The 25,072-nt window shown below is 47.9% G+C and carries 21 protein-coding genes and 1 pseudogene; 5 read left to right on the top strand and 17 right to left on the bottom strand.

Going from position 1 to position 25,072, the window contains the following annotated elements; genetic code table 11:
• Nucleotides 1-240 precede the first annotated feature (240 nt).
• Nucleotides 241-2,627: pseudogene (locus NYE29_RS05925) on the bottom strand (GH36-type glycosyl hydrolase domain-containing protein).
• Nucleotides 2,628-2,810: 183 nt separating this feature from the next.
• Here NYE29_RS05925 and NYE29_RS05930 point away from each other — a divergent pair.
• Genes NYE29_RS05930 through NYE29_RS05940 form a run of 3 tightly spaced genes read left to right on the top strand, consistent with a single transcriptional unit; the run spans nt 2,811 to nt 4,530 of the window.
• On the top strand, nt 2,811-3,380 hold the full coding sequence (locus NYE29_RS05930) for a TetR/AcrR family transcriptional regulator (RefSeq protein ID WP_076110266.1): 570 nt from the start codon (nt 2,811-2,813) through the stop codon (nt 3,378-3,380).
• An 11-nt stretch (nt 3,381-3,391) separates the two neighbouring features.
• Nucleotides 3,392-3,895 (top strand): flavodoxin family protein, encoded by a 504-nt coding sequence (locus tag NYE29_RS05935; protein ID WP_340894826.1) that lies wholly within the window; start codon nt 3,392-3,394, stop codon nt 3,893-3,895.
• Nucleotides 3,892-4,530: a hypothetical protein gene (locus NYE29_RS05940; protein WP_038585928.1), complete on the top strand. Its 639-nt coding sequence runs from the start codon at nt 3,892-3,894 to the stop codon at nt 4,528-4,530. The genes NYE29_RS05935 and NYE29_RS05940 overlap by 4 nt, the downstream gene beginning before the upstream one ends.
• Before the next feature lie 67 nt (nt 4,531-4,597).
• On the opposite strand, the gene NYE29_RS05945 is transcribed toward NYE29_RS05940, so the two are convergent.
• From NYE29_RS05945 to NYE29_RS05965, 5 genes are all read right to left on the bottom strand, one after another.
• Nucleotides 4,598-4,843, bottom strand: a complete 246-nt coding sequence (locus NYE29_RS05945; protein WP_340894830.1) for a hypothetical protein — start codon at nt 4,841-4,843, stop codon at nt 4,598-4,600.
• 6 nt (nt 4,844-4,849) lie between these two features.
• Entirely contained in the window at nt 4,850-6,400 is a 1,551-nt protein-coding gene (locus NYE29_RS05950; RefSeq protein ID WP_076110263.1) for a glycosyltransferase family 39 protein, read from the bottom strand.
• 208 nt (nt 6,401-6,608) lie between these two features.
• Nucleotides 6,609-8,156: a HAMP domain-containing sensor histidine kinase gene (locus NYE29_RS05955; RefSeq protein WP_144024290.1), complete on the bottom strand. Its 1,548-nt coding sequence runs from the start codon at nt 8,154-8,156 to the stop codon at nt 6,609-6,611.
• Complete coding sequence (locus tag NYE29_RS05960; protein ID WP_076110261.1) at nt 8,125-8,823, bottom strand: response regulator transcription factor; 699 nt, start codon at nt 8,821-8,823, stop codon at nt 8,125-8,127. The genes NYE29_RS05955 and NYE29_RS05960 overlap by 32 nt, the downstream gene beginning before the upstream one ends.
• Nucleotides 8,824-8,855: 32 nt before the next feature.
• The gene (locus tag NYE29_RS05965; protein WP_076110260.1) at nt 8,856-10,853 is read right to left on the bottom strand and encodes a serine hydrolase domain-containing protein; all 1,998 of its coding nucleotides are present in this window, start codon (nt 10,851-10,853) and stop codon (nt 8,856-8,858) included.
• Between the two features lie 329 nt (nt 10,854-11,182).
• Between NYE29_RS05965 and NYE29_RS34515 the strand changes: the two genes are divergently transcribed.
• Nucleotides 11,183-11,257 (top strand): putative holin-like toxin, encoded by a 75-nt coding sequence (locus NYE29_RS34515; RefSeq protein ID WP_379146348.1) that lies wholly within the window; start codon nt 11,183-11,185, stop codon nt 11,255-11,257.
• Between the two features lie 227 nt (nt 11,258-11,484).
• Here NYE29_RS34515 and NYE29_RS05970 read toward each other — a convergent pair whose 3' ends face one another.
• Nucleotides 11,485-14,850 carry a HEAT repeat domain-containing protein gene (locus NYE29_RS05970; protein ID WP_340894832.1) on the bottom strand — a complete coding sequence of 1,122 codons (3,366 nt, stop codon included), beginning with the start codon at nt 14,848-14,850 and terminating at the stop codon, nt 11,485-11,487.
• A gap of 137 nt (nt 14,851-14,987) precedes the next feature.
• Here NYE29_RS05970 and NYE29_RS05975 point away from each other — a divergent pair, with 137 nt between their 5' ends.
• On the top strand, nt 14,988-15,200 hold the full coding sequence (locus NYE29_RS05975; protein ID WP_340894834.1) for a hypothetical protein: 213 nt from the start codon (nt 14,988-14,990) through the stop codon (nt 15,198-15,200).
• A 234-nt stretch (nt 15,201-15,434) separates the two neighbouring features.
• Here NYE29_RS05975 and NYE29_RS05980 read toward each other — a convergent pair whose 3' ends face one another.
• From NYE29_RS05980 to NYE29_RS06025, 10 genes are all read right to left on the bottom strand, one after another.
• Nucleotides 15,435-15,890 (bottom strand): hypothetical protein, encoded by a 456-nt coding sequence (locus tag NYE29_RS05980; RefSeq protein ID WP_340894836.1) that lies wholly within the window; start codon nt 15,888-15,890, stop codon nt 15,435-15,437.
• An 801-nt stretch (nt 15,891-16,691) separates the two neighbouring features.
• Entirely contained in the window at nt 16,692-17,978 is a 1,287-nt protein-coding gene (locus tag NYE29_RS05985) for a hypothetical protein (RefSeq protein ID WP_340894838.1), read from the bottom strand.
• Between the two features lie 43 nt (nt 17,979-18,021).
• Entirely contained in the window at nt 18,022-18,339 is a 318-nt protein-coding gene (locus tag NYE29_RS05990) for an EamA family transporter (protein ID WP_340894841.1), read from the bottom strand.
• The gene (locus NYE29_RS05995) at nt 18,329-19,282 is read right to left on the bottom strand and encodes an HAD-IB family hydrolase (RefSeq protein ID WP_340894844.1); all 954 of its coding nucleotides are present in this window, start codon (nt 19,280-19,282) and stop codon (nt 18,329-18,331) included. The genes NYE29_RS05990 and NYE29_RS05995 overlap by 11 nt, the downstream gene beginning before the upstream one ends.
• A 22-nt stretch (nt 19,283-19,304) precedes the next feature.
• The gene (locus NYE29_RS06000) at nt 19,305-20,177 is read right to left on the bottom strand and encodes a decaprenyl-phosphate phosphoribosyltransferase (RefSeq protein ID WP_340899625.1); all 873 of its coding nucleotides are present in this window, start codon (nt 20,175-20,177) and stop codon (nt 19,305-19,307) included.
• Between the two features lie 565 nt (nt 20,178-20,742).
• Nucleotides 20,743-21,477, bottom strand: a complete 735-nt coding sequence (locus NYE29_RS06005; RefSeq protein WP_340894846.1) for an ABC transporter permease — start codon at nt 21,475-21,477, stop codon at nt 20,743-20,745.
• 17 nt (nt 21,478-21,494) lie between these two features.
• A complete protein-coding gene (locus NYE29_RS06010) occupies nt 21,495-22,202 on the bottom strand; it encodes an ABC transporter permease (protein ID WP_076110255.1) in 708 nt (235 codons plus the stop codon).
• Nucleotides 22,199-23,110 carry an ABC transporter ATP-binding protein gene (locus NYE29_RS06015; RefSeq protein ID WP_076110254.1) on the bottom strand — a complete coding sequence of 304 codons (912 nt, stop codon included), beginning with the start codon at nt 23,108-23,110 and terminating at the stop codon, nt 22,199-22,201. The genes NYE29_RS06010 and NYE29_RS06015 overlap by 4 nt, the downstream gene beginning before the upstream one ends.
• A gap of 129 nt (nt 23,111-23,239) precedes the next feature.
• Nucleotides 23,240-24,337, bottom strand: coding sequence for a sensor histidine kinase (locus NYE29_RS06020; RefSeq protein ID WP_076110253.1), 1,098 nt, complete (start codon nt 24,335-24,337; stop codon nt 23,240-23,242).
• Nucleotides 24,334-25,047: a response regulator transcription factor gene (locus NYE29_RS06025; protein WP_340894850.1), complete on the bottom strand. Its 714-nt coding sequence runs from the start codon at nt 25,045-25,047 to the stop codon at nt 24,334-24,336. The genes NYE29_RS06020 and NYE29_RS06025 overlap by 4 nt, the downstream gene beginning before the upstream one ends.
• Nucleotides 25,048-25,072: the final 25 nt, after the last annotated feature.

The raw sequence follows: 25,072 nt of genomic DNA on the forward strand, positions 1-25,072 counted from the left end.
GTCATAATCCCTTTCAGGATGAACCTGGAAGGGATTTTTTTTATTCGCTAAAACCCACGGCGTAGGAGCAGCAGAATTTATCGGCAAAGCTTTGAAAGCATATGGGGATATGCAGGCGGGGGGCAGAGTCCCGCCAATATAAGCTCAGGCTGCTTACGCAACCTGAGCTTCCTAATTCTAAGGACTACTTCCCGGCCAGCAAACGGCTGGGAAGCACCCTCTGTGTATTTTCAGCTTCCACTAGTTATTCACGGACGGGATCTTTACCAGCACGGTATAGTCCAGACCTGGCTTCAGATCCTTCAGGATGCCATCTTCAATCAAACGGCCATCAACATACACTTCTATTGTCTGAACGCCCGGTTCCCGCTTCATATCAATATGCAGCTCTGCGCCCCTGAAGCTGCGCTTCACCTTCACTCCCTGCCAAGCGGACGGAAGCTGCGGCTTAAATTGCAGTCCCGCCGGATTCCCCTGCAATCCAAACAGGCCATCAATCAGACAGCGATATACCCACGGAACTGTTCCCGTGTTAAAAAGATGACTGGAACGTCCGGCTGTATGCGGAAACTGTCTATAGGCGCCACGGTAATAGTTCGGAATAAAGACCGGCAATTGGCCCCGCCGGAAGAGATCCTCCGCGTCCGGTCCCGGGATCATCTTGCGCAGCAGCCGGTACGCATCATCCTTCTCTCCTACTGCATACAGCCCGTAGATATAAAAGGCAGCCGCATGATTGTATACAGCTCCATTCTCAGCCGTTCCCGGGTGCTTCTGCGTGACTCTGCCCACATCCTCGCGCATTGAGGTATAGGAGGGTGCCAGCTTCTCCACACCGTACGGGGTTTCCAATTGCTCTCTGACCGCCCGGATGAGCTTCTCCTGCTTCACTTCATCGGCAGCCCGCTGAGCAGCGCCCATCCCTGGGGGTTAATGAAAATCCGGCCTTCCTGATCTGCACTGATGCCGAAGACCACATTGTCATCGGTTATTCCCCTTGCATACCAGTCGCCATCCCATAAGTAGGTGTTGACTGCAGCATTCATTTCATCCGCCGCCAAACGGAACTCGTTGCTGAACTCCGGCCGGCTGCTATGTTCACAGAGTTCAGCCCAGATCATACATGCATGAGCCGTAGCTATCGTCAGCCATCCGGAAACCCCTTTCCCCTGGTAGCCAACCATATTCATGGGGTCGCACCAATCGCCTTGATTGATATAATTCAGTCCCCGTTCATCCCGCTCATGGATAAGCCAGTGCATGGCCCGGTTAATATGTTCAAATACAGTTCCGTTCTCCTCTCCACCTGCATAAGGAACCCTCTCGTCCAGGATGGAATAATCATTCGTTTCATCCAGATAGGTACTGAGGCAAATAGGCAGCCAGACGCAATGATCCGTATGCGGAACCTGATTAATATATTTCAGTTCAGCACCCTCATGCAAAATAATACCGTCCGGCATGGCTCCGCTTACATTTTGCTGGCTTACAGCTGTCAGGAAAGCCTCTCTTGCCACCTGCGGCTTAATATAACTCATCCCCATATTATCCTGCAGATAGTTACGGGTCTGGGGATCTGTCGTCAGGCGGTTGGTCTGGCCATGATAATACATTTGCCGGGGCAGCCAATGGTTCACAAAGTTATCCAGATCGGCGTCAGGAGTGGTGATCGTAAGGCAACCTCTGCCTTCCTCTATGTAATCCGCGTACTCCCGTTCTGCTAGAACAAACCCATCCTTACCACTGGAATCACAGTTCAGAAAATAATGCTGGCGGATTTGGGCAACCTCCCGCTCATCGCGGGCCGGACCAAAGATAAACCGGTATTCCCGCTCTTCCCCCGGGTCCAGATTTATTCTGTACTGCAGGACTGCAACAGGCGTTTCATAGCGGGCCTCCCCTTTGGATAAGGTTTCCTGCTTGATGGCTGACGGTGATGTTATACCGCCTTCGCCTTCAAAGGCCTCCTGATTAACTTCCCATGCGGAAGGCTCATGATCGGCAAGCAGGAAGGTTTGGTCTTTCAGATGTTTGATCTTGTCGTAATCCTGATACTTCTGATAAGGGGTAACGGAGGAAGCTACAATTCCCTGCAGATCTTTCTTGTACTCTCCGGATTGATTCATCCATGACATATAGCCTACGGTAAAGTAGGGATAGATGCTTATGTTTCTTTTATTCGGCGAACGGTTCGTTACCTTCACGCGCCACAGCTCCATGGCATCCTCTTTCGGCAGGCTCAAGCTCATTTCGATACCGATGCCGCCGCTTGCTATCTTCCAGCTGATATTGTGTTTGCCTACAGCAAAGGTGTACTGATCAGGAAGCACGCGGACAGGTTCATACGGCGCAGAGAAAACTTCACCGCTCTCCTCATCCTTTACATAGACAAACCGGCCGGGATGATGTGCATAATAAGGCTGCTCCGGCTGCATGAACGTCTTGGCTTCCAAATTCGGCGCATAGGAATACTTGGCGGGTTCCGGCTGCATAAACTGGGCTACGGCATACCCGCGGCAGTTCATATGAATCATCATCTTCTCATTCCACAAAAACCCCGAAGCCTTTGGAAGCATTGTAGGACTTGTCAACTCGACATACTCATGATTTTCTGATGCTCTTATCATTTCCGTGCCTCTCTTTCTTCACCAGCTATAATTCCTAAATTATACCTTATCGCAAGAACGGTTGTCATAAACGCGGAGTTTGACACAGCTGTATTCTAAAACTGATTTTACATCTTAACACTGTAAAGATTATATGCTACAATCTTTACAGCGCTAAGATTAATGGAAGGATGCATCCATCACATGAAAGACAAACCCTATCACCACGGCAATCTGCGAAATCAGCTTATAGAAGCCGGCATCACACTTATTAATGAAGATGGTTTGAAGAGCTTTTCCTTGCGCAAGGTCGCAGCGAAATGCAGTGTCAGCCATACCGCACCGTACAGCCATTTTAAGAATATTGACGAATTGATTTACGCTATGGGCGAGCATGTCACTGCGCAATTTATGGACACACTGCGTACATCCATTCACGGAAAGGAGGGCACTCAGGAGGCGATTTCCTTGCTGGGGCAGGCCTACATTGACTTTTTCGTTGACCATCCGCAGTATTTTCAATTTCTTTTCTACCATTCGGACATCACCATTGACCTGGACCATTATAATTCGGATAATTATCCGCCGTTTGCTCTATTCCGCACAACAGCCTATCAGTTGTTTGAGAGCTTTGGCCTGCCGGAAGAAGAATATGCGAAGCAGCTGGTTGCCCTATGGTCAATGGTGCACGGAATGGCCTCACTGCTCACCAATAACGGGGTCCGGTATTCCGGAGATTGGCGGGATATCTTTACGCTCAAACCTGTATTTTAGGAGGATAACCCATGAAAATGATTATTCACGACTTGGATCCGCAACAATTTGCGGCATTGGTTGAAGACAACACCCCCGACGTAACTGTAATCTCGGACAATGGTACTATCCGTCATTGTATCGGCTGCTTCGGGTGCTGGATCCGGACGCCTGGAGTCTGTGTTCTGAAGGACGGCTATAACAACATGGGGGAACTTCTCTCGAAATGCGATGAACTGACGATTATCAGTAAATGTGAATATGGAAGCTACAGTCCTTTCATCCTCAATGTGTTGAACCGGAGCATTTCCTACGTGCTGCCTTATTTTGTAACCAAAAACGGTGAAACCCATCACCGCAACCGTTATGACCATGAATTTGCCCTGACCGTGCATTTTTACGGTGAAGACATCACTGAAGCCGAGAAGGGAACAGCACAAAAACTGGTCGCAGCAAATAGCTTAAATTTGTATTCCTCAGGGAATTCGGTCTATTTTCATAACGGGCTGCAAGCCGTCAAGGAGGTACTGGCATGAACATCGCAATGATCAACGGAAGCCCCAAGCTACGAAAAAGCAATTCAGACCACCTGCTGAAGACACTGGAGCCGCTCATAAGCACCGGGCATGAAATCACCCATTATAACATTAACAAAAAACCGCTGACCCCCGGGCAATACAGCGAACTGTGCGGCATGGATATATTGATTATTGCCTTCCCGCTTTATGTGGATGGAGTCCCGTCACATCTATTCAGAATGCTTGTTACCCTTGAGGAATACATGAAAACGCGGCGTGAGAAGGATATTTACGTTTATACCCTGATGAATAATGGTTTTTTTGAAGGGAAGCAGAATCACATTGCCCTTGAGATCATTCAGAACTGGTGCATCCGTTCCGGTCTAATTTTCGGGCAGGGTCTCGGTCAAGGCGCCGGTGAAATGATGGACTTTATCGAGAAGGTTCCCCTTGGAACGGGCCCGCTTAAGAATCTGGGCAAGGCAATGGAAAGCCTGGCTCATAATGTACATTCGCAAAGTATAGATGAATCTATGCTCTTCAGTCCAAACTTCCCGCGCTTCGCCTGGAAGTTTGCCGCGACCCACTCTTTCTGGAACGCCACCGCCAAGAAGAACGGCCTGAAGAAGAAGGACATCCGAAGAACCCTATAGCTGGCCTTGGGATCACGCTTGAGACTTCAGCGGCCTCCCGCAGCGGACAGTACAAGGCAGGGAGTGCTCACTGTCTCCCGCCTTGCCCGCCGTCCGTCCCTTGACTGCCGCTTCTTCCCGGACCTCCACCCTTTGTTCCCTGGCCGGCCCCACCCCGGTCCGTGCCGCCGTTCACTCCCGGGAACCCGTTCATTCTTGAGCCGGAGTCCGTTTTTGTGATTTTTTGAGCGGTTATGGCCTCGCATGAGGTGAGCACCAGTGAACAACCCAGCACTGCTGCAAGCAAGAAGATTGAGTATCTCTTGGTTCGCATCTTCAATCACCTCTTTCTGTTCAACATATAATCATATACGTCTTTGAATCCCATGTACGACAGCACGATCAATAACGGATACACCGGATAGATATAACGGGACTTTATTTCCCATAGCAGATAGAATGCGATAAAACCCAGAACCACCAGAATTAAAGAGGTTTCCTCAAACCTTTTAGCCCTTATGCCGCCTATCAAACGAATGAGAATAAAGCCATACATCAGGAAATTCTGGACGTACAGCACCCAGAGCAGACCGCTTCTATACTTCGAATCTCCTTTAAACAAATCCGTGGCAAAGGTAGTATAACTATAGCGGTCCATCACAAACCCCGCTCTCCCTCCGCTTCTGGACGATCCGTCATTTCCAATGCCGTATCTCTCCATCTGGTACGTCCCTTCTGTCCAGGTCCACACCAGCTTTTTATAATACATTTCCGCGAGTTCACCCAGACTGGCCTCAGAGAGCTTATCGCCGATGGATGCCTTGAACAGCTCTACGCTGTCCGTTTTATTATAGTTTGCCTCTCTCTGGTATATATTGTAGCTCTGCTGATTGTCCCAGAACCCAAGGGTCTCCAGATTAATGCCCATATTCAGCCACATATAGACGGGAGCGGAATTCTTGTTCACCGGCTCATCTACGACATGCGTTGCCTGCAGTACAGCATTCTGGGTCCAGCCGGGCACATTGAACAGCAATACTGTTATGCCTATAGAAGCTAATGCCTTCTTAAGCCCAAGGGTCCGGATGCTGAAGAACAGGCAGATCAGGACTGCGATCAGAAAGATCATCCCGGTGCTTCTGAAATAGTTACCGATAGCCAGCAGGATGGCAGCCAGCAGGATATCCTTCATGGACATTCTTCGGAGGAACCTGACGGCAAAATATAAAGCGCTGGTCAGAAAAGCTGTAGCAATCACATCGTTATATATAAAATTGCTCATGAACAAGGAAGGAATATAGGTTGCGGCAATTATCAAAACCCCATAATCATTTTCTTTCGACCGGGCATTAAGCTCTTTATACAGCAAATAGACCATTAACGTTGTAACGAGCGAGAACAGGATGTTGAATATTTTAATCACCAGATAATTATCCGGAAATAAGAACAGCAATGTTTTCAGGTACAGGACCATGGAGAAATTAAACGGAAACATATACAGATATCCCCCCGTTTGAAAAGAGGAATAATCCTGTTCATACAGCATATCCATCGCCAGCGACAGCACCGTTTGCGAATCATCCGTCGGCATCCGGGGAAACAGGAAAATGATCACGAGCTGGATCGCAAACGAAAACAGCAGCACAGCCGGAATTACGATTTTCCTGCTGTACCGGTTAAGCTTTAAGCACATTCTGTACAGCACAAAGCTTACAGCCAGAACGGCCGCGGCCGCCAGGATAAACAGAACCCATTGTTGTTTCTCCAGAACCGTGGTGTCACCGTACACAGAGTAGGTATACTTTGCCCGGATAAAAAAGGAGGATGCGATAAAAAGTCCAATACAGAAAGCAAGCATGATATACAGTATTCTTTGAGTTCCCCTTACCATGGAAAACCTCCTATGCGTAATAGTTTCACAGCTTTATATTCTCTTGCCCCGATTCATAGACGTATTATAAACACCCAACCTGAATATCCAATGAAAATCGTGAGGGTCGAAGTCCCCCGCCTATCACAAGCCCTATAGTGCCTGTGTATCCAAAAAAAAAGACGCTGCGGGGAGCAATTCCCCGAGCGTCTTCCAGCGTTCATGTAGTTCAGCTGTTGCATGGCGAACGCTCCAGTTCAATAATCATCCCTAGGCGTTCTCCCTCGATCCGCGCGTCCAGCTTACCCCCATGCAGCCTGATGATCTCGGCAGCAATGGATAGGCCCAGCCCCGCGCCTTCGCCAGCCCGCGACGAATCCCGCTTGTAGAACCGTTCAAACAACCGCTGCAGCTCCGCGCTGTCCATCGCTTGGGCCGGCGTGCTCCACAATTCCAGCCGCACCAGGAGTTGGCGGCGGCTCTCTGCCACCGGTTCCCGGAGGCGGATGACAAGCTCCGTATCTGCGCGGCTGTATTTGAAGGCGTTAGACAACAGATTTTCGAGCACCCGGACGAAAAGGTCAGCATCCACCTCCACATAAACCGCCTGATCCGGGAGCAGCAGAACCGGCTCAATATGCGTGTCCCTGCTTTGGGGATGGTACCCCTCCACAACCTGGCGCAGTAGCTCCTGCATATTCACCCTGCTCTTATTTATCACCGGCGGTTTCCATTTCAGCTTCGAAATTTCAAAAAACTCATCAATCAGCTTCTTTAAGTACCCGGTCCGCTCCTCCAGAACCTCGACGTACCGCTCCCTTTCCAGCTCACTGCCATATGATTTCTCTTTGAGCAAACTGAGAAAACCCATGATGGAAGTTAACGGCGTGCGCAGGTCATGGGAAATATTGAGCAGAAAATCCTTCTCCTTGCTCCGGCTTGCGACGATTTGCTCGGCCATATCATTCAGTGCTGTAGCCATGGTGGTAAGCTCGTTGTTGTATTTTAACGGGATACGAGCCTGAAAATCAGTCGCGTACAGCGTATGCGTGCCCCGTTCGAGAGTATGCATATACCGGATTCTCCCCCGGACACCAAGATAAAAAAGCAGCAAAAACACAACAACACCCAGCAAAGATACAGGACTCTCTGTATAAGTAATCGTGCTTGCAGCCACCAGATAGAGCCCGTTTCCGAGCTTCCGCGTTTCCTGCAATTTTGTGCCGGAGCCGTTGTTATAGCTGATGTTGATGCCTTCCTTTGGTGAAAAGAAAACGATATTGTAGACCTGCTCCTCCTCGGGATTGCCGATCACGAAACCTCCAGCCCCCGGCGCAGGGGAATAATCTGCGGTAGACAGCAACGCCTTTCCCCCCGGCAATGTCTCCCCGGAGCGGACAATGACAACATGCGAATTGGCTTGAAGCAGCTCCCCCTGCCCATTCACCACAGACACGACTACTTCCTCTGCGGCCCTAAAGCTTTTATTGTAGTCCAAGGGAAACTTGACCCGCAGCTCCTGCTCCAGCCGATGGGGAATAGCCGCCTCGCCTGCCCGGGCCTCCAGCCAAGCCGCCAGCGGATTGCCAACCTTCTCCCTGTAGCTCATCATCCGCTCCGTATCGGTCTGCGCCGGATAAAATAATGCCGAGCCTTTCAGGAAATGGGCTGTCAACGAAACTGCGACCAGCGTGGCTGCCAGTGACAGAATAAAAATCAGGACCAGTTCCCCGACTAGCCCTGTTTTAAGCTTCTTTGTCCACTTTATAACCAACACCCCAGACCGTTCTGATGTACTTGGAATTTTTGACGGTATCCCCCAGCTTTTCCCGCAGATTACGGATATGGGTAAGCACGGTGTTGTCGCTCTCCAGGTAGGTATCCTCCCAGACCAGCTCATAAATATCGCGTGAGGTAAACACCCGGCCCTTATTCCTGGCCAGCAGCAGCAATATCCCATATTCTTTTGGCGTCATGTTGATCTCCACACCATTTTTGGACACTACATGCTCCTCCGGCAACAGAGTGATATCCTTAATCTGCAGCTCCCCCGGGGCTACAGCCGTCTTTTCTGCAGCCGCCGGCCTGCGCTTTAAAATCGCTGAGATTCGCAAGGAAAGCTCCGTCAGATCAAAAGGCTTCGTCACATAATCATCGCAGCCGGCAATGAATCCCCTGATTTTATCCTCCTGCTGATCCTTGGCGGTCAGGAAAATTACCGGAACCTCCGAGATTTCCCTAATCCGCCCAATCAGATCAAAACCATTCATGACCGGCATCATAATATCCAGTAAAATGAGCTGAAAGACCTCATTCCGAATGTGTTCCAGCGCCTTCTCCCCATCATAACAGGACGAAATGCTGTACCCTTCCCGCTCCAAAAATATTGATAAAAATTCCACAATCGTCCGGTCGTCATCCACAATTAAAATCCGGGCGCACATCTCGGCCAGCCGCCTTTCGTTCCCTGTCTCCTCTATGCAAAAAGCAGCAGCTTCATCAGATACATGTAAAAGATTCCGCTCGCTCCGGCCAGTCCCATTCCCAGTATGACCGCTGCGTCAAGGAGATGCAGTTTTTTGCTTCGCCCATATTTTACCGCAAATCCAGCCGAGCACGCTATGCCTGCTGCGATTCCCGCTGCAAGGAGGTTGGCGGCAAGCAGCCAGTGGCCCTGTACCGCACGGCTTTCGGAGAAAACGCCCAACATCGTAACTACCGCCGTACCAAGAATAAGCGGAGCAATAAGATAGGCAGGAAGCCTGTGCCGCAGGCTCATCCGCTTGGGTCCCGATTTTTTGCGTCTGCAAATGGCAATCACTCCCGCTATAAGACCCAGCAATGCGCCAGCCAGCGCTACTTTCCAAGCCAATCCTCCGGCCCCTGCTTTCCAGGGATTCAGCTTAACAAACGCCTGGAAGGGCACTGTAGTATCCAGCACGGCATATTTGCTCCCGCCCTCCCCTTCTTTAAGCACAAGATATTTATTGACCTTTTTATTGTAAAAAATCTGCTTGCCAATCTGTGTATATTGCCCGTTCAGCGCCTCACCCGCCGATTTCAGGGTAACCGCCCCTTGCTCACTGACGGTCACTCTTGGTGTAACCATCTGGTAACGCAGCTTGGAAACCCCCGGGCCCAGTCCCTCGCTAATCACCATAGCGTATGTACCCGCGTAGGCTTGAATGCTTGCAGCGGGTTCCGGCGCCTCCCCGGTCGATTCGGCCAGCGGCTGATCCAGACTTACTCCGAAAAAGGAGTAGAACTGTTCCTCAAAGGCATCCCGGAAGGTCCCGTCGTCTCCTTCGTATTGGGAGTTGCAGCCGATGAAAAACCCGAGTCCCTTGGACGGCATGACAGATATCAGACTGGAAAAAGCCTCCGTATCTCCGGGGTGAACCAGAATGGCAGGATTTTTGTAGTTTTGAAAAAAGCCGTAGGCATAACCGGGCATCAGGGGATGCACGGAATATTGCAGCGAGTGCATCTGCTTGGCGGTGTCTTGTTGTAAAATCGCGTTCTCCCCTTGGCCCCCACCCTGCAGATGGGCCAATACAAACTTGCCCATATCGTCAGCGGTTGACCAGATAGAGCCAGCGGGGTAGGTCAAAACCTCTCCCTGCTTCATTTTGACAAACCCCTTATCGTAAGAATATCCCTGGGCCAATTGCTGGTTCAAACGCTCCGGCGTAAGATAGGTCAAGCTGTTGTCCATATGTAGAGGAGCAAAAATATGCTGGCGGATATAGTCATCGTAAGACAGGCCGCTTGCTCTTTCCACAATATATCCGGCGAGGGTGAAGCCTTCATTGCTATACTGCACCGCATCTCCCGGTGCCCTCACCAGCGGCGGCAGCAGCTTTTGCAGAGTCTGCTCCAGCGGAACCCGCTGCTCCGGTACCGTGTTCGACCAAGCCCCTTTGCGCTGTTCGGCATTGGCGAATCCCCCGGTATTGGTCAGCAAATGTTTCATGGTTAGCGGAGTTTTGTAAGAGTTGTCTACTTGCAGCGAATCCGGCAAATACTGGTTCACATCCGCCGCCAAGTCCAGTTTCCCCTGCTCCGCCAGCTGCATGGCTGCTGTAGCCGTAAAAACCTTGGAGACCGAAGCGATGCTGAAACGGGTCTTGAGCGGATCTACCGGCACCTTGGCCTCCACATCCGCATAGCCGTAGCCCTTCTCCAGCAAGACAGCGCCATCCTTGACCACCGCCAAAGTTACGCCCGGCACATGGTACTTGTCCATCGCTGTCTTCATAAATTCATCGGTCTGCTGCTCGAAGCGCTCCCGTTCCGCGGAAGCGGCTGCTTCCTCATGCTGCTCCGGCGAGGTGGCCGCTGCAGACGATAGCGACTGCGCCTCCTTCGGCTGCACCTTCATCGCTTGTGCCTGCGCAGACTGCGGCTGCATCGCCACTGGTTGCGCCAAAATCGCCACCACCAGCCCTATTTTCATCAATAACCCTGTTCTCATGCTCCCACTCCTGTCTCTATTAAGACCTTATAGGACCATGATACAGCGGCAACATGGAGAAAAAAGCGGTATAAATCTAAAGGAAAAATAAAGCCGCGCACAATGCGCAATCCGGCGAATAACTGCGAAATCGAAATAGGCCATGAGCTCTACTGACGTAGAAATTCATGGCCTTATCCATTTACGGAAAACCATACTATAATTACCCAAGTATTACCTAACGCAATCTTTCTAATTATAAAGCATCATGATATAATCGCAGAAGCAATAGAATAGGCTTAAAGGGTCGGTCGGCTACCTCTCTAAGAAGGGAGGGATGCCTTGTGACAGTGTTTGAAGCAATGATGATTATGCTAACCTTTGGTTCGCTTATCGTAGCGCTGCTGTCCAATAAACGCAAATAGACCGCCCCCTCACAAAGGCATGCGGTCTATCTGTCGTATCCTGTTTGTTGAGGCCTACCGCCCTTAGAAGCGGCTATTGCATGGGGAGTCGTGTTGGCAGCACGGCTCTCTTTGCATTGTACGCTTGTTCTGCTTTTATTATAACATGGCAAGAGGGGATTTCAATCCACACTCCACACTTTCCATGTGAAACAACGCCACTCTTCTTACGCTTTCTTTTTCCATAATTAATCGATTGCTGTCCAAATGTCTAACGCAAGGGAACGAATCTCAAGGTTCGTATGATTTCTATATAATCTTAAAAGCCGGGCACAATCCGGACTCCACAATAAAACACTTCCTGCAACCTCAAGCAATGAAAGTCCAATAAACTGAGATTCATAACAATCTTCCGACCCTATGACATCTACAATTTCTAATAGGGTTTCTGGATTCCAGTAGCCTTTGCTGTCTTTTAAATTTTGTGCAACCTGCTTATAGGCATCGCCTAAACGATGTGGCTGATTTGAAATGCAATGAACTATTTTAGTTAGGTAAGCAACGGATTCCTGAACATTATTCCAATCTATTGAGGCTACATACAATTTCATTACAACCTGCTTTAAGGTCTCATCCGCTGCCAGACAGTCAATAATACCCATATACAGAGGCACGAGGTTTACGCGTGTGTTCTTTGGCAAAGAGGTCAGTTGGTCAGCAAATTTCAACAGCCGTTGCCGATGAGGCAAATCTCTTTTGGCATTAGCATTCCATTCCTCAATAATTTCAACACTGGTCAAATCCTTAAACACACCAATTACCCTCTCATTGACCTTGCCATCACGGCATGTTTCTGTCAGCGTGTTCATTGCAATATTCCATCTGGCGTTATCTTCTAAATCCAGAATAACCTTTGCAGCGGCAGCCGCAATGATTTCTTCATGTCCATTTGTCCAACGTATCATACTGTTCAAAGCAAATCTTCCAACATCCGGATCTGTATGACCGGCAATTCTAATGATTAATTCTAAATACCGGGATCTATAGTTTACCGGAAGTTCATTGGGTTGTTGCAATAGTACACTTTTCGCAATATCACTTTGTGATGAAATGGCCATGTTGCTTAAAATCTTCCATCCGCATTCATCATCTAAAAGCTGTCTCGCTGCATGCCCTATGGCAATGATTACATCTTTATGTGCATTAGGCTTTTCAAACTCGTTCATCAATAGCGGAATGCTGTCACTGCTTCTATAAGCACCCAGTAACCGGATGGTCTCTTTTCTGACAGTGATTTTAAGTTTGTCCCGGTTTAACAGTTCTTTAAGTATTGAAGTCAATACAGCCGGATTCACTCTACGAATGCATCTGGGTATCGAGTACATGGCTACACGGGCTCTGTCTCCATCCAAATTCTCCAGTAGAACGGGAAGTGCCTTTTCGGGTTCTTCCAACAATGAAAGTGCATAAAGTGCAGCTTCTACTACAGCTACTTCCTTATCTTTTAAATACTTTACCAGCTTATCCGGACTGACCTCAGGCATTCTTGCCATTAGCTTTATAGCTGTTGAACGTTCATAAAAACTGCGTTTGGCATCTGACGCAATGCTTTCTATTGAGGTTCTAAAAGATTGTTGCTGACGCGGCAGCCACCTATGGAACCCATCCGTAGCCGGCACAACATGAATGGTTTTCCCCGTTAAAAACCTGCCCGAAATAACCTCACCCGAAATAAATGGATCCAGCCATTCTTGACGTTTCAGATGCAGATGCAGGAACACTTCATTTACGGTAATAAACGATTTATCCAGGGTTAATAATTCTCTGACTCTCTCATCCCGTGTTTTAGGATCTGCAAGCCAATGTCTTGCCGCCCGTACTGCGATAGAAGCTGTTTTCTCCTTCACCGCATCGCTTAGTAAATTTTGAAGTTTGGAGATGCCAAAGCCTCTTTTTCCAAAGGAGTTCGCCAGGCTGATCACCAAATTGTAGTCTTCCCTTTGATTTGCCGCCACTGCCAGCGGATAAATCACTTCAAATAAACGCTCTTCTATACCCCGGGGTATATTCTCCTGGAAGGATGGAAGGGTAAGCTGTCCGCTCTGCTTGGCTAACTTTACAATCGTGCTTAAAGCGAACTTAAAGATCTCACTTCCGGGATTTACTGCATTAAACCGCATAATCACAAATGCTAATTCCTGAGTGGCATGCCTTGTAGCATAGGAAGTATCTCTAGCCCCAATAATACTATCAACGAGTAAAGTAAGTTCCTTTACATTCTCATCCGTAAACATAGATGCCGGGCTGTTTGCGAGCTCTCTAATCACTGCAGAGCGTACAGGATCCTGATCATTTTTGATGCGGCCCAAATACACCAAAGTTTCATTCATACCTTGTCTTGATAACGCAGTACTCTTAATCAGCTGCACAAGTCCCATTGCGCGTTCGTCTGCATTAGAGGCATATGCCGCTTTTTCAAGCAGCTCTCTTGAATGATGAATAGAACGGCAAGCCGAAATCCTAACCGTTTTGTCCCGGCTGTCATAGATTTCACGCAGACCAAGCATTCGGGTTGCTTCCTTGTCGCGTAATGTATGCGGTAACTGATACAGTAATGTCTCCGGAAAAATCCGTGCTTTACGCTTGTCCTCTTCATAGACCGACTCAAAAATCGCCTTACGCTTTGAAGGAGCCATACACCCAAGTAATTTCGCTATATGTATGGGGTTATCTGCAAGCAGCCTGGCTAATTCAATCCATTGCTCTATGGACAAATAATTTTTTCTTTTTAAAATGCCATCCGGCACACCATGAGAGATCAGATCGCTTCGTGACTCCTTCCGGGTTAGCAGCTTATACACTGCTTCAGGATGGATTCGGACTAAAGTACCCAGATGTTTTTTAAGCGCAGGATGGATAATACCCATGGGTCCATGATTCATGGCACATTCGAGAATGAAATCCGGCTTTACATGGCATAAAGCTTCGATAGCTGCAGAAAATCTCCACCACACATATCCCTTTTCCCTAAGGGGGGTGCCTTCTAACGTTGTTTTAAAATACTCCGCAACGGCATCAAGATGACGGCTGGCTAATTTTTTCCAGTTCACAACGATATATCCAATCTCTGCAAGCCATTTACTGACCGTTTTCTTAGAACATGCAGGCAGCAGAATAGAGGCCTCCTCCGCCCCCCACCGGGCATACACCACAGGCAGTAAACGCTCCGCCAATTCTTGACGATTAATAAATGAAATACTGCGCAATACTTTGCGGCGGCAATCATGGGATAGCTCCGGAAGTTCACGTTCAATATCAATATCTGAAGCCACCTTGGCCAGAAGACCGGCTGCCTGATTTCTAATAGTAGCCATAGGATGCTTTAACGCTGACACAATAATCTTTGCATCCTGTGTGGCAATAGCCCCCGCTAAAGCTAACTGTGCCTCATAGACACCGCCTTCCAGTAATGACCCGAGCAATTTTGAATATCGGGCGGAACCATGATTATTACGGCCCAGTATAGCTATTTTATGAATCCTGTCTGAATAGCCTAGTGAGTCTAATTCTTTAAGCAGACTTTTTTTATCCATTGGACCTTTATTAAAAATCATAAGTTCCCTCCTTCACCTGTTCTTGTTTCATCCAAACTTTATTCTATATATATCTATCCATACCCTTTAAAAAAATCTATAATTTTACATCAAATTTCGACATTGTCTAGCCGGATGGTTATATACATCTACCCTCGTTGAAAAAGAATAAGGGTAACCCTGAAGCCGTTTGTTACCCGTTGTTGAACATTCTTATAAATATTTATAAATTAAAACTACTGGTCCAACTCTATACGCTTCTCGCGTTGATTGAACAGGACGGGCGTTTCCTGATGCTGCACAAAGTCACGAGTCGGGGGCTGTTAGGAATGGAGGTTCAGGAGGCCATGGCGATATTCACGGTCAATTGAAAACGATTATTGAAACTGATGGAGTAAACAGGAGCCACATAAGGGGAGAGCAAGCGAAAAGACGACGGTTCATTCTGTGAAATCAGAATAATCGTCGTCTTTTGGATTCACGTTCTTTTCATGAAAAACTGTTTATCCAGTGGGCCTAGTGAAATACAGGAATGATTTTTTTCATGTATGCCCCGTCTGCTTAATCTTTTCTTTCCAAAGCGTCCTTGACGCGGTCTGATTAACTTAGAGTTCAGGCTCAGAAGTTGCAGTCTTAACAGAAAGTTTAGCGTTTACTGGATTACCCTGAGACGGACTCAAACTAACAACATGATTTCCCGATGACCAAGGGACATCTGCAGTTCTAAAATCGTGTTCACCTGGAGGAACCTGAAATTGCATTTTTTGGGTCCCGGCTACTGTACCTTGAGTAACTGTAACAGTGATGGTGTCATTCCCATTATTTTCAACCCATACTTTTACCCAGCCATAATTGGCTTTAACGTTAAAAGTTCTATTAGCTCCAGGATTTCCAAGAACTCGTATCTGATCAAAAGGGTAATCAACATCGAAAGGAGTAATAATGCCCGAGACTGGAGTAAGCTCCTTAGGAGCTGCGCTGGAAGCAAATACTGGCGATGCGCTAAAGATTGTTGCAACAGCTAGAATTGTTGACATTACTGTTTTCGTTGTACGTTTCATAGTAATCCTCCTAAATAAATTTTGTGATTACTTTTACAATTCACTACCAATAATGTAAATCTATCCCAAATAACTGTCAACCATAAATTTCCTTTATTTATAAAAGAGTTATAAAAAGCACTTTTCATACGATTGAGTGATTTACTAACACAGCTTTTTTTCAATCTGTTTGAGGTACGTTAAAGACGTTTCGTAGTTTCGCCCAGCGGCGTTGTTCCTTGTCAAACGCCTCATACGGAACTTGTTGTAGCCTCGTCAACAGATGCTCCGGTCTTAAGGCATCATCGACGAACACCAAACTCACCGCAGCGGAGGATATGTTCGTTCCAACTGCGGTGTCCCGTAGTTCGCCAATATTTCGTTTTCATTTGACGAAAAAAACGTTAATGGTCGTTATTCGCGCGAGGGCCCCAGGGCAAATCATAACAGGTAAAAGGTCCGTGTCCAGGGCAAGTACCTGTGAGGTTTCCTGAATCAGAATCTGCTACCGTTTCACGGCTCGCTTTTCTCATAAATCCGAAACCCTGGGCAAATCCAGTGTAGGATTTCCCTCCTCCAGAAGAAGCGAGCGAGTGACTGCTAAGTAATCTCGAGTCACTTCGCTTTTTACCGAATCGTCATCTTCGACTTGCTTTTCAATCTACCGGAGACCCCTCAGACTTTTTTTGAGTCCGGTTTTGAGTTTGCGATCCAGATCGACGATAGATTTGAAAATATATTTTAGATAGTGGGATTGGTTTTTTTGATATTTTCGCAATAGTACTTAAAACGGGCTAGATTTGAATTGTCTTTCTTCATTGCCTACTTCTCTTCAGACAGTGTAACATATCCCTGCTCAACAGCTTTTAGCACCCGGGCATGATGTAGAAGGTTATGTCCCGCAGTTACAAGCACAACCACCACCAGTAGCCCAACGATGGCTTTATACAGTTTGGTATTGCTGATGGACCTCACAGACACAGAAATCAGCAGGAAGAAGGCAAACCAGAAATGACCAGCGTACAGATATAGGTCATAGTTGAAGGTTGCCAGTCCGTAACCCACAATTACGTGAAGGCAGAAGGCAAAACCGATGAACATTATCGGAATCCAACCTTCCCGCTTTCGGATTCCCAATATCCATCCCGCTAACGCGCTGGTGAGAAATAGGAATCCGATCACAGACACATATATAGGATAGGACTGCGACAAGTCAGTCGCAATAGCAGCAACTCCTTTATGGACCAGGGTCACGTCGGGAGTTAGCAGCGGACTAATCCCCAACATATATATGGATTTCCAGTGGTGGGAGAAGGAAAAGGGGGCGATATAACTGAACCCTCCGTTTTTTAATCCGTCCTGCCAATGAGAGACCCAGGTGACACCGCCCGGCAACAGCAGTTGAATCAACAAGAGGAGGATAGCTAGTAGAATAAAAGAACACAGAACCAACAGCAGAGTTCGAACAGCATCCCGGACCCGGCGTCCCATTTGTTGTACGACTAATGCACCTGCATAAGGAATGAGGTTTGTAGCCGTTATTCCAAAGTTCACTATTCCCAATATGGCTACCGGCAATATCGGAGATTGTTTACTGTCACGGTAATACTGGAGACAAAATACCGAGATAACCAGTCCAAATTGCGCATACGGATAAGAATCCGGAATGAACGATGTGAAGAGAGAATAAGAACTGATGCCAAATAAGGACGCAATCAGAGCGGATGGCCCTCTCCCCGTTCCTTGCCGTCGTGAGATATAGTACAGAAGTGCTGTCCCTCCTGCATTCAGCACGGATTGAACGATGAGGAACAAGCTATTACCCGGACCGTTATTAGCCAGAGCACCAAGGGGACCCGCAATGATATTTTTATAGGGATGTATGACAGAGACATTATCGTAACCGTAATACATGGAAGGATCAAAGTTAAAAAGGTTGAGCCCAAATTTTACGCCATAAAATGGATTGTGAGCGGCTATAAGGCTGGCTTGACGATCCATGAGTAGCAGAAATGGAGTATTAATTGCGATGTATAGGACGACAAAAAAGATAAACAGACCGAGTGCGGTTTTATTGTCGGTCCGGTCTTGCAATAGGTAACGGATCACGTGATGATTCAACCTCATTTCATAAACTTAATTTTGAAATCACTCACCTTGCCAGCAGCCATATGCCAATCCCGATACAGATAACACCTGTAATCTTAGCTGCTCCAATCTGTTCCCTGAAGACGTATTTGGCAAACAGGAGTGTCCAGAGGAAGGTCAATGCATTGGCAGGCATGACCACCGTATAAGGCAACGACCTCAATAAATAGATATTGAGGAGTGCACCGAGTCCATACAGAAGGGTGCCGAAAAGTAGATATACCGGCTTTCCCCAAACGGAGCGAAGCTTGAACAACACTCCTCCGAGCGATCCCAATAGAGTCATGACGACGAGGACGACGACGTTCCATTTATCGTTCATACGATATCAGACACACCCCGATTCCCATTAGCACTACGGCCAAAAACCTATCCCAAGTTATAGGCTCATGAAGTATCCAATACCCATAACCCAGTGCAAAAAAATAACTGAGGCACATCAGTGGGTAGGCCACAGAGAGTTTTTCTAGCGAAAGACTGCGAATCATAAAAAAAGCCCCACCCCCATAGCAAAGAAAACCGAGAGCAAAGTAAGATATAGCATCCCATCCCCATTTCCAAAACAGTTGGCCCGTTGCCGTCAAAAATGCAGAGAGGACCATATATATTTTCCCTGCATGTAGATAGGGTGTTTTCACATTGTCCCATTGGCGAGCCTCTAATTCAGGATGTTGGCCGTTTACTAGATACCGATTACGGACCAGACGAAACATAGGCAGATCTGACAACGAATCAGAGTACGCGCATGAGTTCTCGAAATCAATAGTTTGGCACTTATCTTCTAAATAGCGCCTTATCCGTTCGACTTTTTCTTCCCCTTTGCAGTTAAGTCCCTGTATAAGTGGAACATAGCAACCGTTTTTTCTCATCAGTTCCGTTCCAATTACGAAATCGACCTCCGGAAGTTTCTTGAAAAACTTCAGGTATGCATAGGGAGAAGCTGACACGAGCAAGATTCGAAAACCCTCCATTTTCAATCGGCGGAGTTCCTCATAAGCGTCCTGATAGATACGTGTTCGAAGCTGGGTATCAAAAAAATGTTCCAGATCAGAGTCAGAAAAACCGTTGACTGCGTAAAAGAATGCGGCCTTGGCCTGCTCAGCGGTTATTAATCCGAACTTGTAGCATAGGGTTCTCCACAGCACTACGGCAATCCGATAAGCGGTCAGTGGTTTTTTACGAAGTCCATACCATAAAAAGAGCAGCATGGAATCCCCGCGAAGCAAAGTGTGATCAACATCCCAAAAAGCAAATTTTGTTTTCATAAAAGTATTCTCCCGAACTCGGTCAAGTTTCAAAAATCATGAGGATGGCAACAACACTAATCGCATAAAGCATGACTGTGATTAAAATCGGCTTATCCTCAAATAGAACGCGATCAGGCGAACCTCCTTTGTTGCAGATATGAATAAGATAAAGGTAGCGAAAAACCCCGTAAATGACGAAAGGGATTGTCCACATCAGCTGAACGGTGTGCCCCGAAGTAAAGGTAAACAGCGAGTAGCTTATAATAGTCGCTGTAGTGACGATGTTGTTTAACTGGTCCAGTAATGGCACGGAGTAGCTTTCCAACACCTTGCGGTGCGTACCTTTGCCTTCGTGAAGCAGAATTAGCTCGTGTCTTCTTTTTCCAATGGCCAGAAACAAAGATAGCAGCAGCGTGCAGAGAAGAAACCATGGCGTTAATGGTACTTTGATAACCAATCCTCCCGCAATGGCGCGCAACACGAATCCAGACGCGATGATCATCAGGTCTACGATGACCACATGCTTCAGATAAAGAGAGTAAGAAATATTTAGCAGAATGTACACTACAAGGAGAAGCGTGAATAACGGATTTAATAGCCAGGAGACTGGTAACGCAAACAAAAGTAGTACAGCTCCGACGGACAAGGCCAAGGCAGGCTTGAGTCGTCCAGATGCCATCGGACGGTGGCATTTGGTCGGATGGACGCGATCCGCTTCGCGGTCTATGAAATCGTTGATGATATAAATGGTGCTCGATACCAAACTAAAAAGAACGAAACCGATAGTGGAGAGGGCTATTTCACTTATCTCCATCCTATCGATAGAGAAAAGAAGAGCAGCAAAAACTAGCAAATTTTTACTCCATTGTTTTGGGCGAAGCTGAGTCCAAATCAGGGAGACCGTCGATGGAATATGTTGGTTAAACTGATTCGTTTCAGATGCCTTCCGAACTGAATACAAGCTCCTTTCACCTCTATTATTCTATTTTTTTAAATAATTTCCATGTTACCACTATTTTTTCTGGAAGCAAAGTGCCAAATTATCAAATAAAAACCGATTCGCGATGTTAACGTCATATGAAATCGTAACCCTTGGACCAATCCAATACTCCCGCCTCATCTGTAGTAAATTAAGATCGTAACCTGAGAAGCAGGCGATCTACCATTTCCGTCAGGTGCTTATTGATTATTAAGATTGGGGCTGTAAGGGGGGAGAAGGACCAACTGCAGACGCGGATGTTCTTTCATAGTCCAACACTGCAAGCAGAATAGCTGAACTATCGGATATTTAGTACAACAATGATATGACCACGTAAACCTAGACGGCGTTCATATTTTTGTTCAATAAATCAACATTGTACGATAACAGGACAAAAAAGAGGGGTTCATATTCCCCTCTTTCCTATTTACAGTATCATGTATATCGCTCCAATTATCGGGTTGCAGCAGTACATTCTCCGGTTAAGATTTGTCTATAGCTAGGCCCTGTGCATAAGAGAACGGCGTCCCGCCCAGATGTAAGCAGCAGAGGTTACGGCCACAATGAGAATGAACGGGATCACATCCAGCCGGGGCGACAAAGCCGTCCCCCTTGGATACATCGCGTAGTAGGCCGTTGTAGAAGGAAACCAGGCACCGATCGAGGCATGAAGCCCGGTAAGCACAATGTTGGCTATCACGATCGAAGCCGATAAAATCAATGAGGAAACAAACGACTTCAAGCGCATGGACACCCATAACTGCAGCGCCGCAAACGGCAGTATGGCCAGCCATCCCCCAACCGTACCGATGATCAATTCGGTAAAATCCAAATCGTTCCCCAATTGAAGCAGTACTCCCGCGAGCAGATATGATCCGGCAAAAGGCAGTTGAATCAACCCCATCAGCAGCATCAGCGTTCCCAATTTGGCATAATAGACACGGTAACGGGGAATGGGCAGACAAAACAGTTGTTTCCAGCCCCCGTTTGTATGCTCATAACGGCAAATAAAAGAAGCTAATACCCCGGCATAAAGCGGATAAAAAAACAAACCGTGAAAGCTGGCCATATGCAGATAAAAGGTTTTCCATCCGCGCTCAAAAAAACCGACAAAATTTTCCGAATTTAAACTATTCATTCCGAGCATCACAGTTCCCAGCGCACCGAGGAGGAACAGGATGAAGATGACGGGATACTGCAGCTTCATTCGTTCGGCTTTCATCAAATTTTCCATAATCACACCCCTGTTAATTAAAATTGTTTGTTTTTAAAATGCAAGGCCCCGGCGGCTAGCAGCACCGTTCCCAGGCCTGCACTGATGCCAATCCACCTCTCGGGATATGCCATGAACGGACTGGACATCGTCGGATAGGCCCATGGCCACAGCCAGGTCCATAATGCTGCTCCGCTGTCCCGCGCTATGAATAGGCCAGAAACAGCGCCCAGGAAGCCGATGGACATCGGAATGGCCGGGTTCGAGAATTGGATAGACAGCCACATCTGCAGCCCCAGCACCGCAGTTGATGCGAGAAAGCTGTACATAATTTGCTTGATTAGAAGCTGGAACGGCAGCGGTTCTGAAGTGTAGCAAATCCAGAGCAGGGTCAGGCCGGCAATAATCAGCAAGGCCGTACACAACAGCAGGAAAAGAACCCACAGCGCCTTGGCCCAATAAAGAACAGAGCGGGAAACAGGCAAGGTCAGCAGCTGCTTCCAACTATTGGATTCGTGCTCCAAACCGGCAATCATACCCGTGAATAACGCAGTATTTAGCAGCAATACGAAACCTAGAAACATATACATCACATTAAATACGCTGTATACACCTGCCGGGCCTTTGAAATAGAGATACCATTCCAGCGACATAAATGCGATGAACAGCCCGGCGCTGATAACCGGCAGCCAGCGGGCCGCAGGTTTGAGCCTCATGCCTTCAGCCCGCAGGGCCCGCCACATCATAAGCTTACTCCTTTTCCGGTCAACTCCATGAACAGCTCTTCCAGCGATTTGCTGTTTTCCCGTACATTCATAATCCCGTAAGGGCCCAGCAGTTTGAACAATTCTGCCTGCGACATACTGACATTCTCTGCCGAAATTGACAGCATATTTCCTTCCCGCTCCACGGCAAATCCTTGCAGCATTAGCGTGCGAAGCGCTTCCTCCGGGCGCTCCACTGCAAATTCCATGACTTTTCCCCTGCGCCGCTCCAGCATTTCCAATGCTCCCTGATAGACCAGCTTGCCGCTGCTGATAATTCCGATCTCATCTGCAATCGTATCCACCTCGCTCAGCAGATGGCTGGAGAGCATGATCGTCATTCCCTGATCATGGGCCAGTGACAGCATCAGATGCCGTATTTCTTGGATACCGGCCGGGTCTAGGCCGTTGGTCGGCTCATCCAGGATCAGCAGCTGCGGATCCCGCAGCAAGGCTGCTGCTATGCCGAGCCGCTGCTTCATGCCAAGGGAATATCCGCTCACCTTGCGGTTCGCGCTTGATGTCAGCCGCACAATTTCCAGCACCTCACCGATGCGCCGGTCAGGCAGCTTCAGCAGTGTGCTCAGTATTTTCAAATTTTTGTACCCGGTCAAATGCCCGTAATAGGATGGGTTCTCTACTAATGAGCCTACCTTGCGTAAAATCTCCTGACTGTTGCCCGGCATCTCTTGTCCAAAAATACGGATCGTCCCGCTATCGGCCCGGAGCAAACCCAGCAGCATTTTGATCGTTGTAGTTTTCCCTGCACCGTTCGGCCCTAGAAAACCGTATATTTTCCCCTCGGGAACCTCCAGGTTTACCTCATTCACCGACACCTGCTCGCCGAAGCGGCGGGTCAGCCCTTTTGTCTCCACTATAAGTTGTGGCATCTCCTGTCACCTCATATCTTTGATATAAAGACAATAATAGGCGCTGGAAGTAGCAGCGGGGTAAAGAAAAGTAAAAATTAAGTAAAAAAACAGGCCAACACCACAAAAAAGTGGATGTCCGGCCTGCATTCAATAAAGAAAAAAAAGTGTGATTTGCGTTCCTTGCTGCGGTTTGCTATGTACAGCCATTTTGCCGCAATGCCTTGTTACAAAACCCTTTGCCAGCACCATGCCCAGGCCGGAGCCCGTAAGTCTGGCCCGCGCCGACAGCATATTGTCCTCCGCAGCGTTCAGCCGCTCTAACGCCGCCGCATCGATTCCCGTCCCATTGTCGCGAATCTCAACCGTCAGTCCGTACTGATCCCAGCGTAGCCCGGTTTCAATGTGGCACCCCGCGGGATTGTGAACCACGGCATTCCACAGCAAATTATGCAGTGCCCGCCGAATCATGCGTTGGTCGATATCAAGACATTTCTCCCCGTCGGTATTGAAGGCAAAGGTATGCTGTGCAGCCAGCGGATGATCAGCGACATCGGTAACGATCTGCCTGATAAACCCTGCCATCTCCGTAGACTCCCGCGAGAGCGGAACCTCGCTGCCGTCCAGCTGATAGAAAGCATTCATATCTTCAATAAGCTGCTCTACCTGGATCGTCTTTTGTTCCATTAAGGAGCCGAACTGAATTATTTCTGCAGTAGACCACGCATATTGATCAGCGGCTGCAATCATGGAGCTGTAACCGCGAATATAGGCCAACGGGGTTTTCAGATCATGCCGCACGCCCGCAATCCAGCTTTTGCGCTTCTCATCCAATTCATGTCTTTCTTTCTCCGTACGCTGCATTGCAAGGGTCAATGTGGACAACTGCCCGATTATTTCTTTAAAGAGAGTATAAGGCAGCGTGAGCTGATTCCCGGGAATGGGGCGGCCGCGCCAATTACTCCGCGAAGGTTCATCATATTGACCTTGTGCCAGCCGCTTCAACCAGTTCAGCATATAAAAAATCGACTTCGTCAGGCTCCACAGATAGAAAACAAGCGCAGCCAAGCACACGATCAGGAAACTCCAGATTTGAAACTGTATGTACTCAATTCCCTTCAGCCATGGAACCATTTGCCGGATAAAAATAAAAAGGATAAACAGAACAAGCCAGGCGGCGATAACACCTATACCCAGGGCAAGCAAAAAAAGCAGCAGCCGCAAGCCAACACGAACGATCCCTTTCATATTTGACCAGCCGGTACGGGGTTCGGAATAAATTTGTAGCCTAACCCACGGAAATTGACAATGTAACGAGGCTGCTTCGGGTCCTGCTCTATTTTGTTTCTGATTTTGGAAATATAAATAACAACCGTTTTCTCATCGCCCAGCTGCATTTCACCCCAGACCTGTTCATAGAGCTGGGCCGTTGTGAACAGCCGGCTCGGATGCTCGGCAAAAAACAGCAGCAGCGCAAACTCCTTAGCCGTACAGTGAAGCTGCTGGCCGCGTACCGTCAGCCCGCCGGTATCCTTGCTGATTTCAAAATCAGCAAAAGTGTAACAGGCAGCTGGAGCCTCCTGTTGATAGAGTCTTCTTCTGGCAAGCTGGGCTTTGATCCGCGCCACCACCTCCAGGGAGTTGAACGGCTTGGTGATATAATCGTCCCCGCCCATCGCAAATCCGGTCAGCTTGTCATAATCGGCAGCCCGCGAAGTCAGGAATAAGATCGGGGCGTTTGTTTTTTTGCGCAGCTCCAGACACAGCTCGAAGCCGTTACAGTCCGGGAGCATCACATCCAGTAAAATTATATCCGGTTCCCGGCTGTCCATCAGGCTCATCGCCTCCGCCCCGGTAGAAGCGGTAAGGACGGAAGAATACCCTTCCCTGGACAGCAGCAGTTCCAGCATGCAGGCAATTCCTGCTTCATCTTCTATAATCAATATCGCATCGTTCATCGCCATTTCCCTCCATTTTCCATCC

It is taken from the genome of Paenibacillus sp. FSL M7-1046, from assembly GCF_038007405.1.
Lineage (GTDB): Bacteria > Bacillota > Bacilli > Paenibacillales > Paenibacillaceae > Paenibacillus_AQ.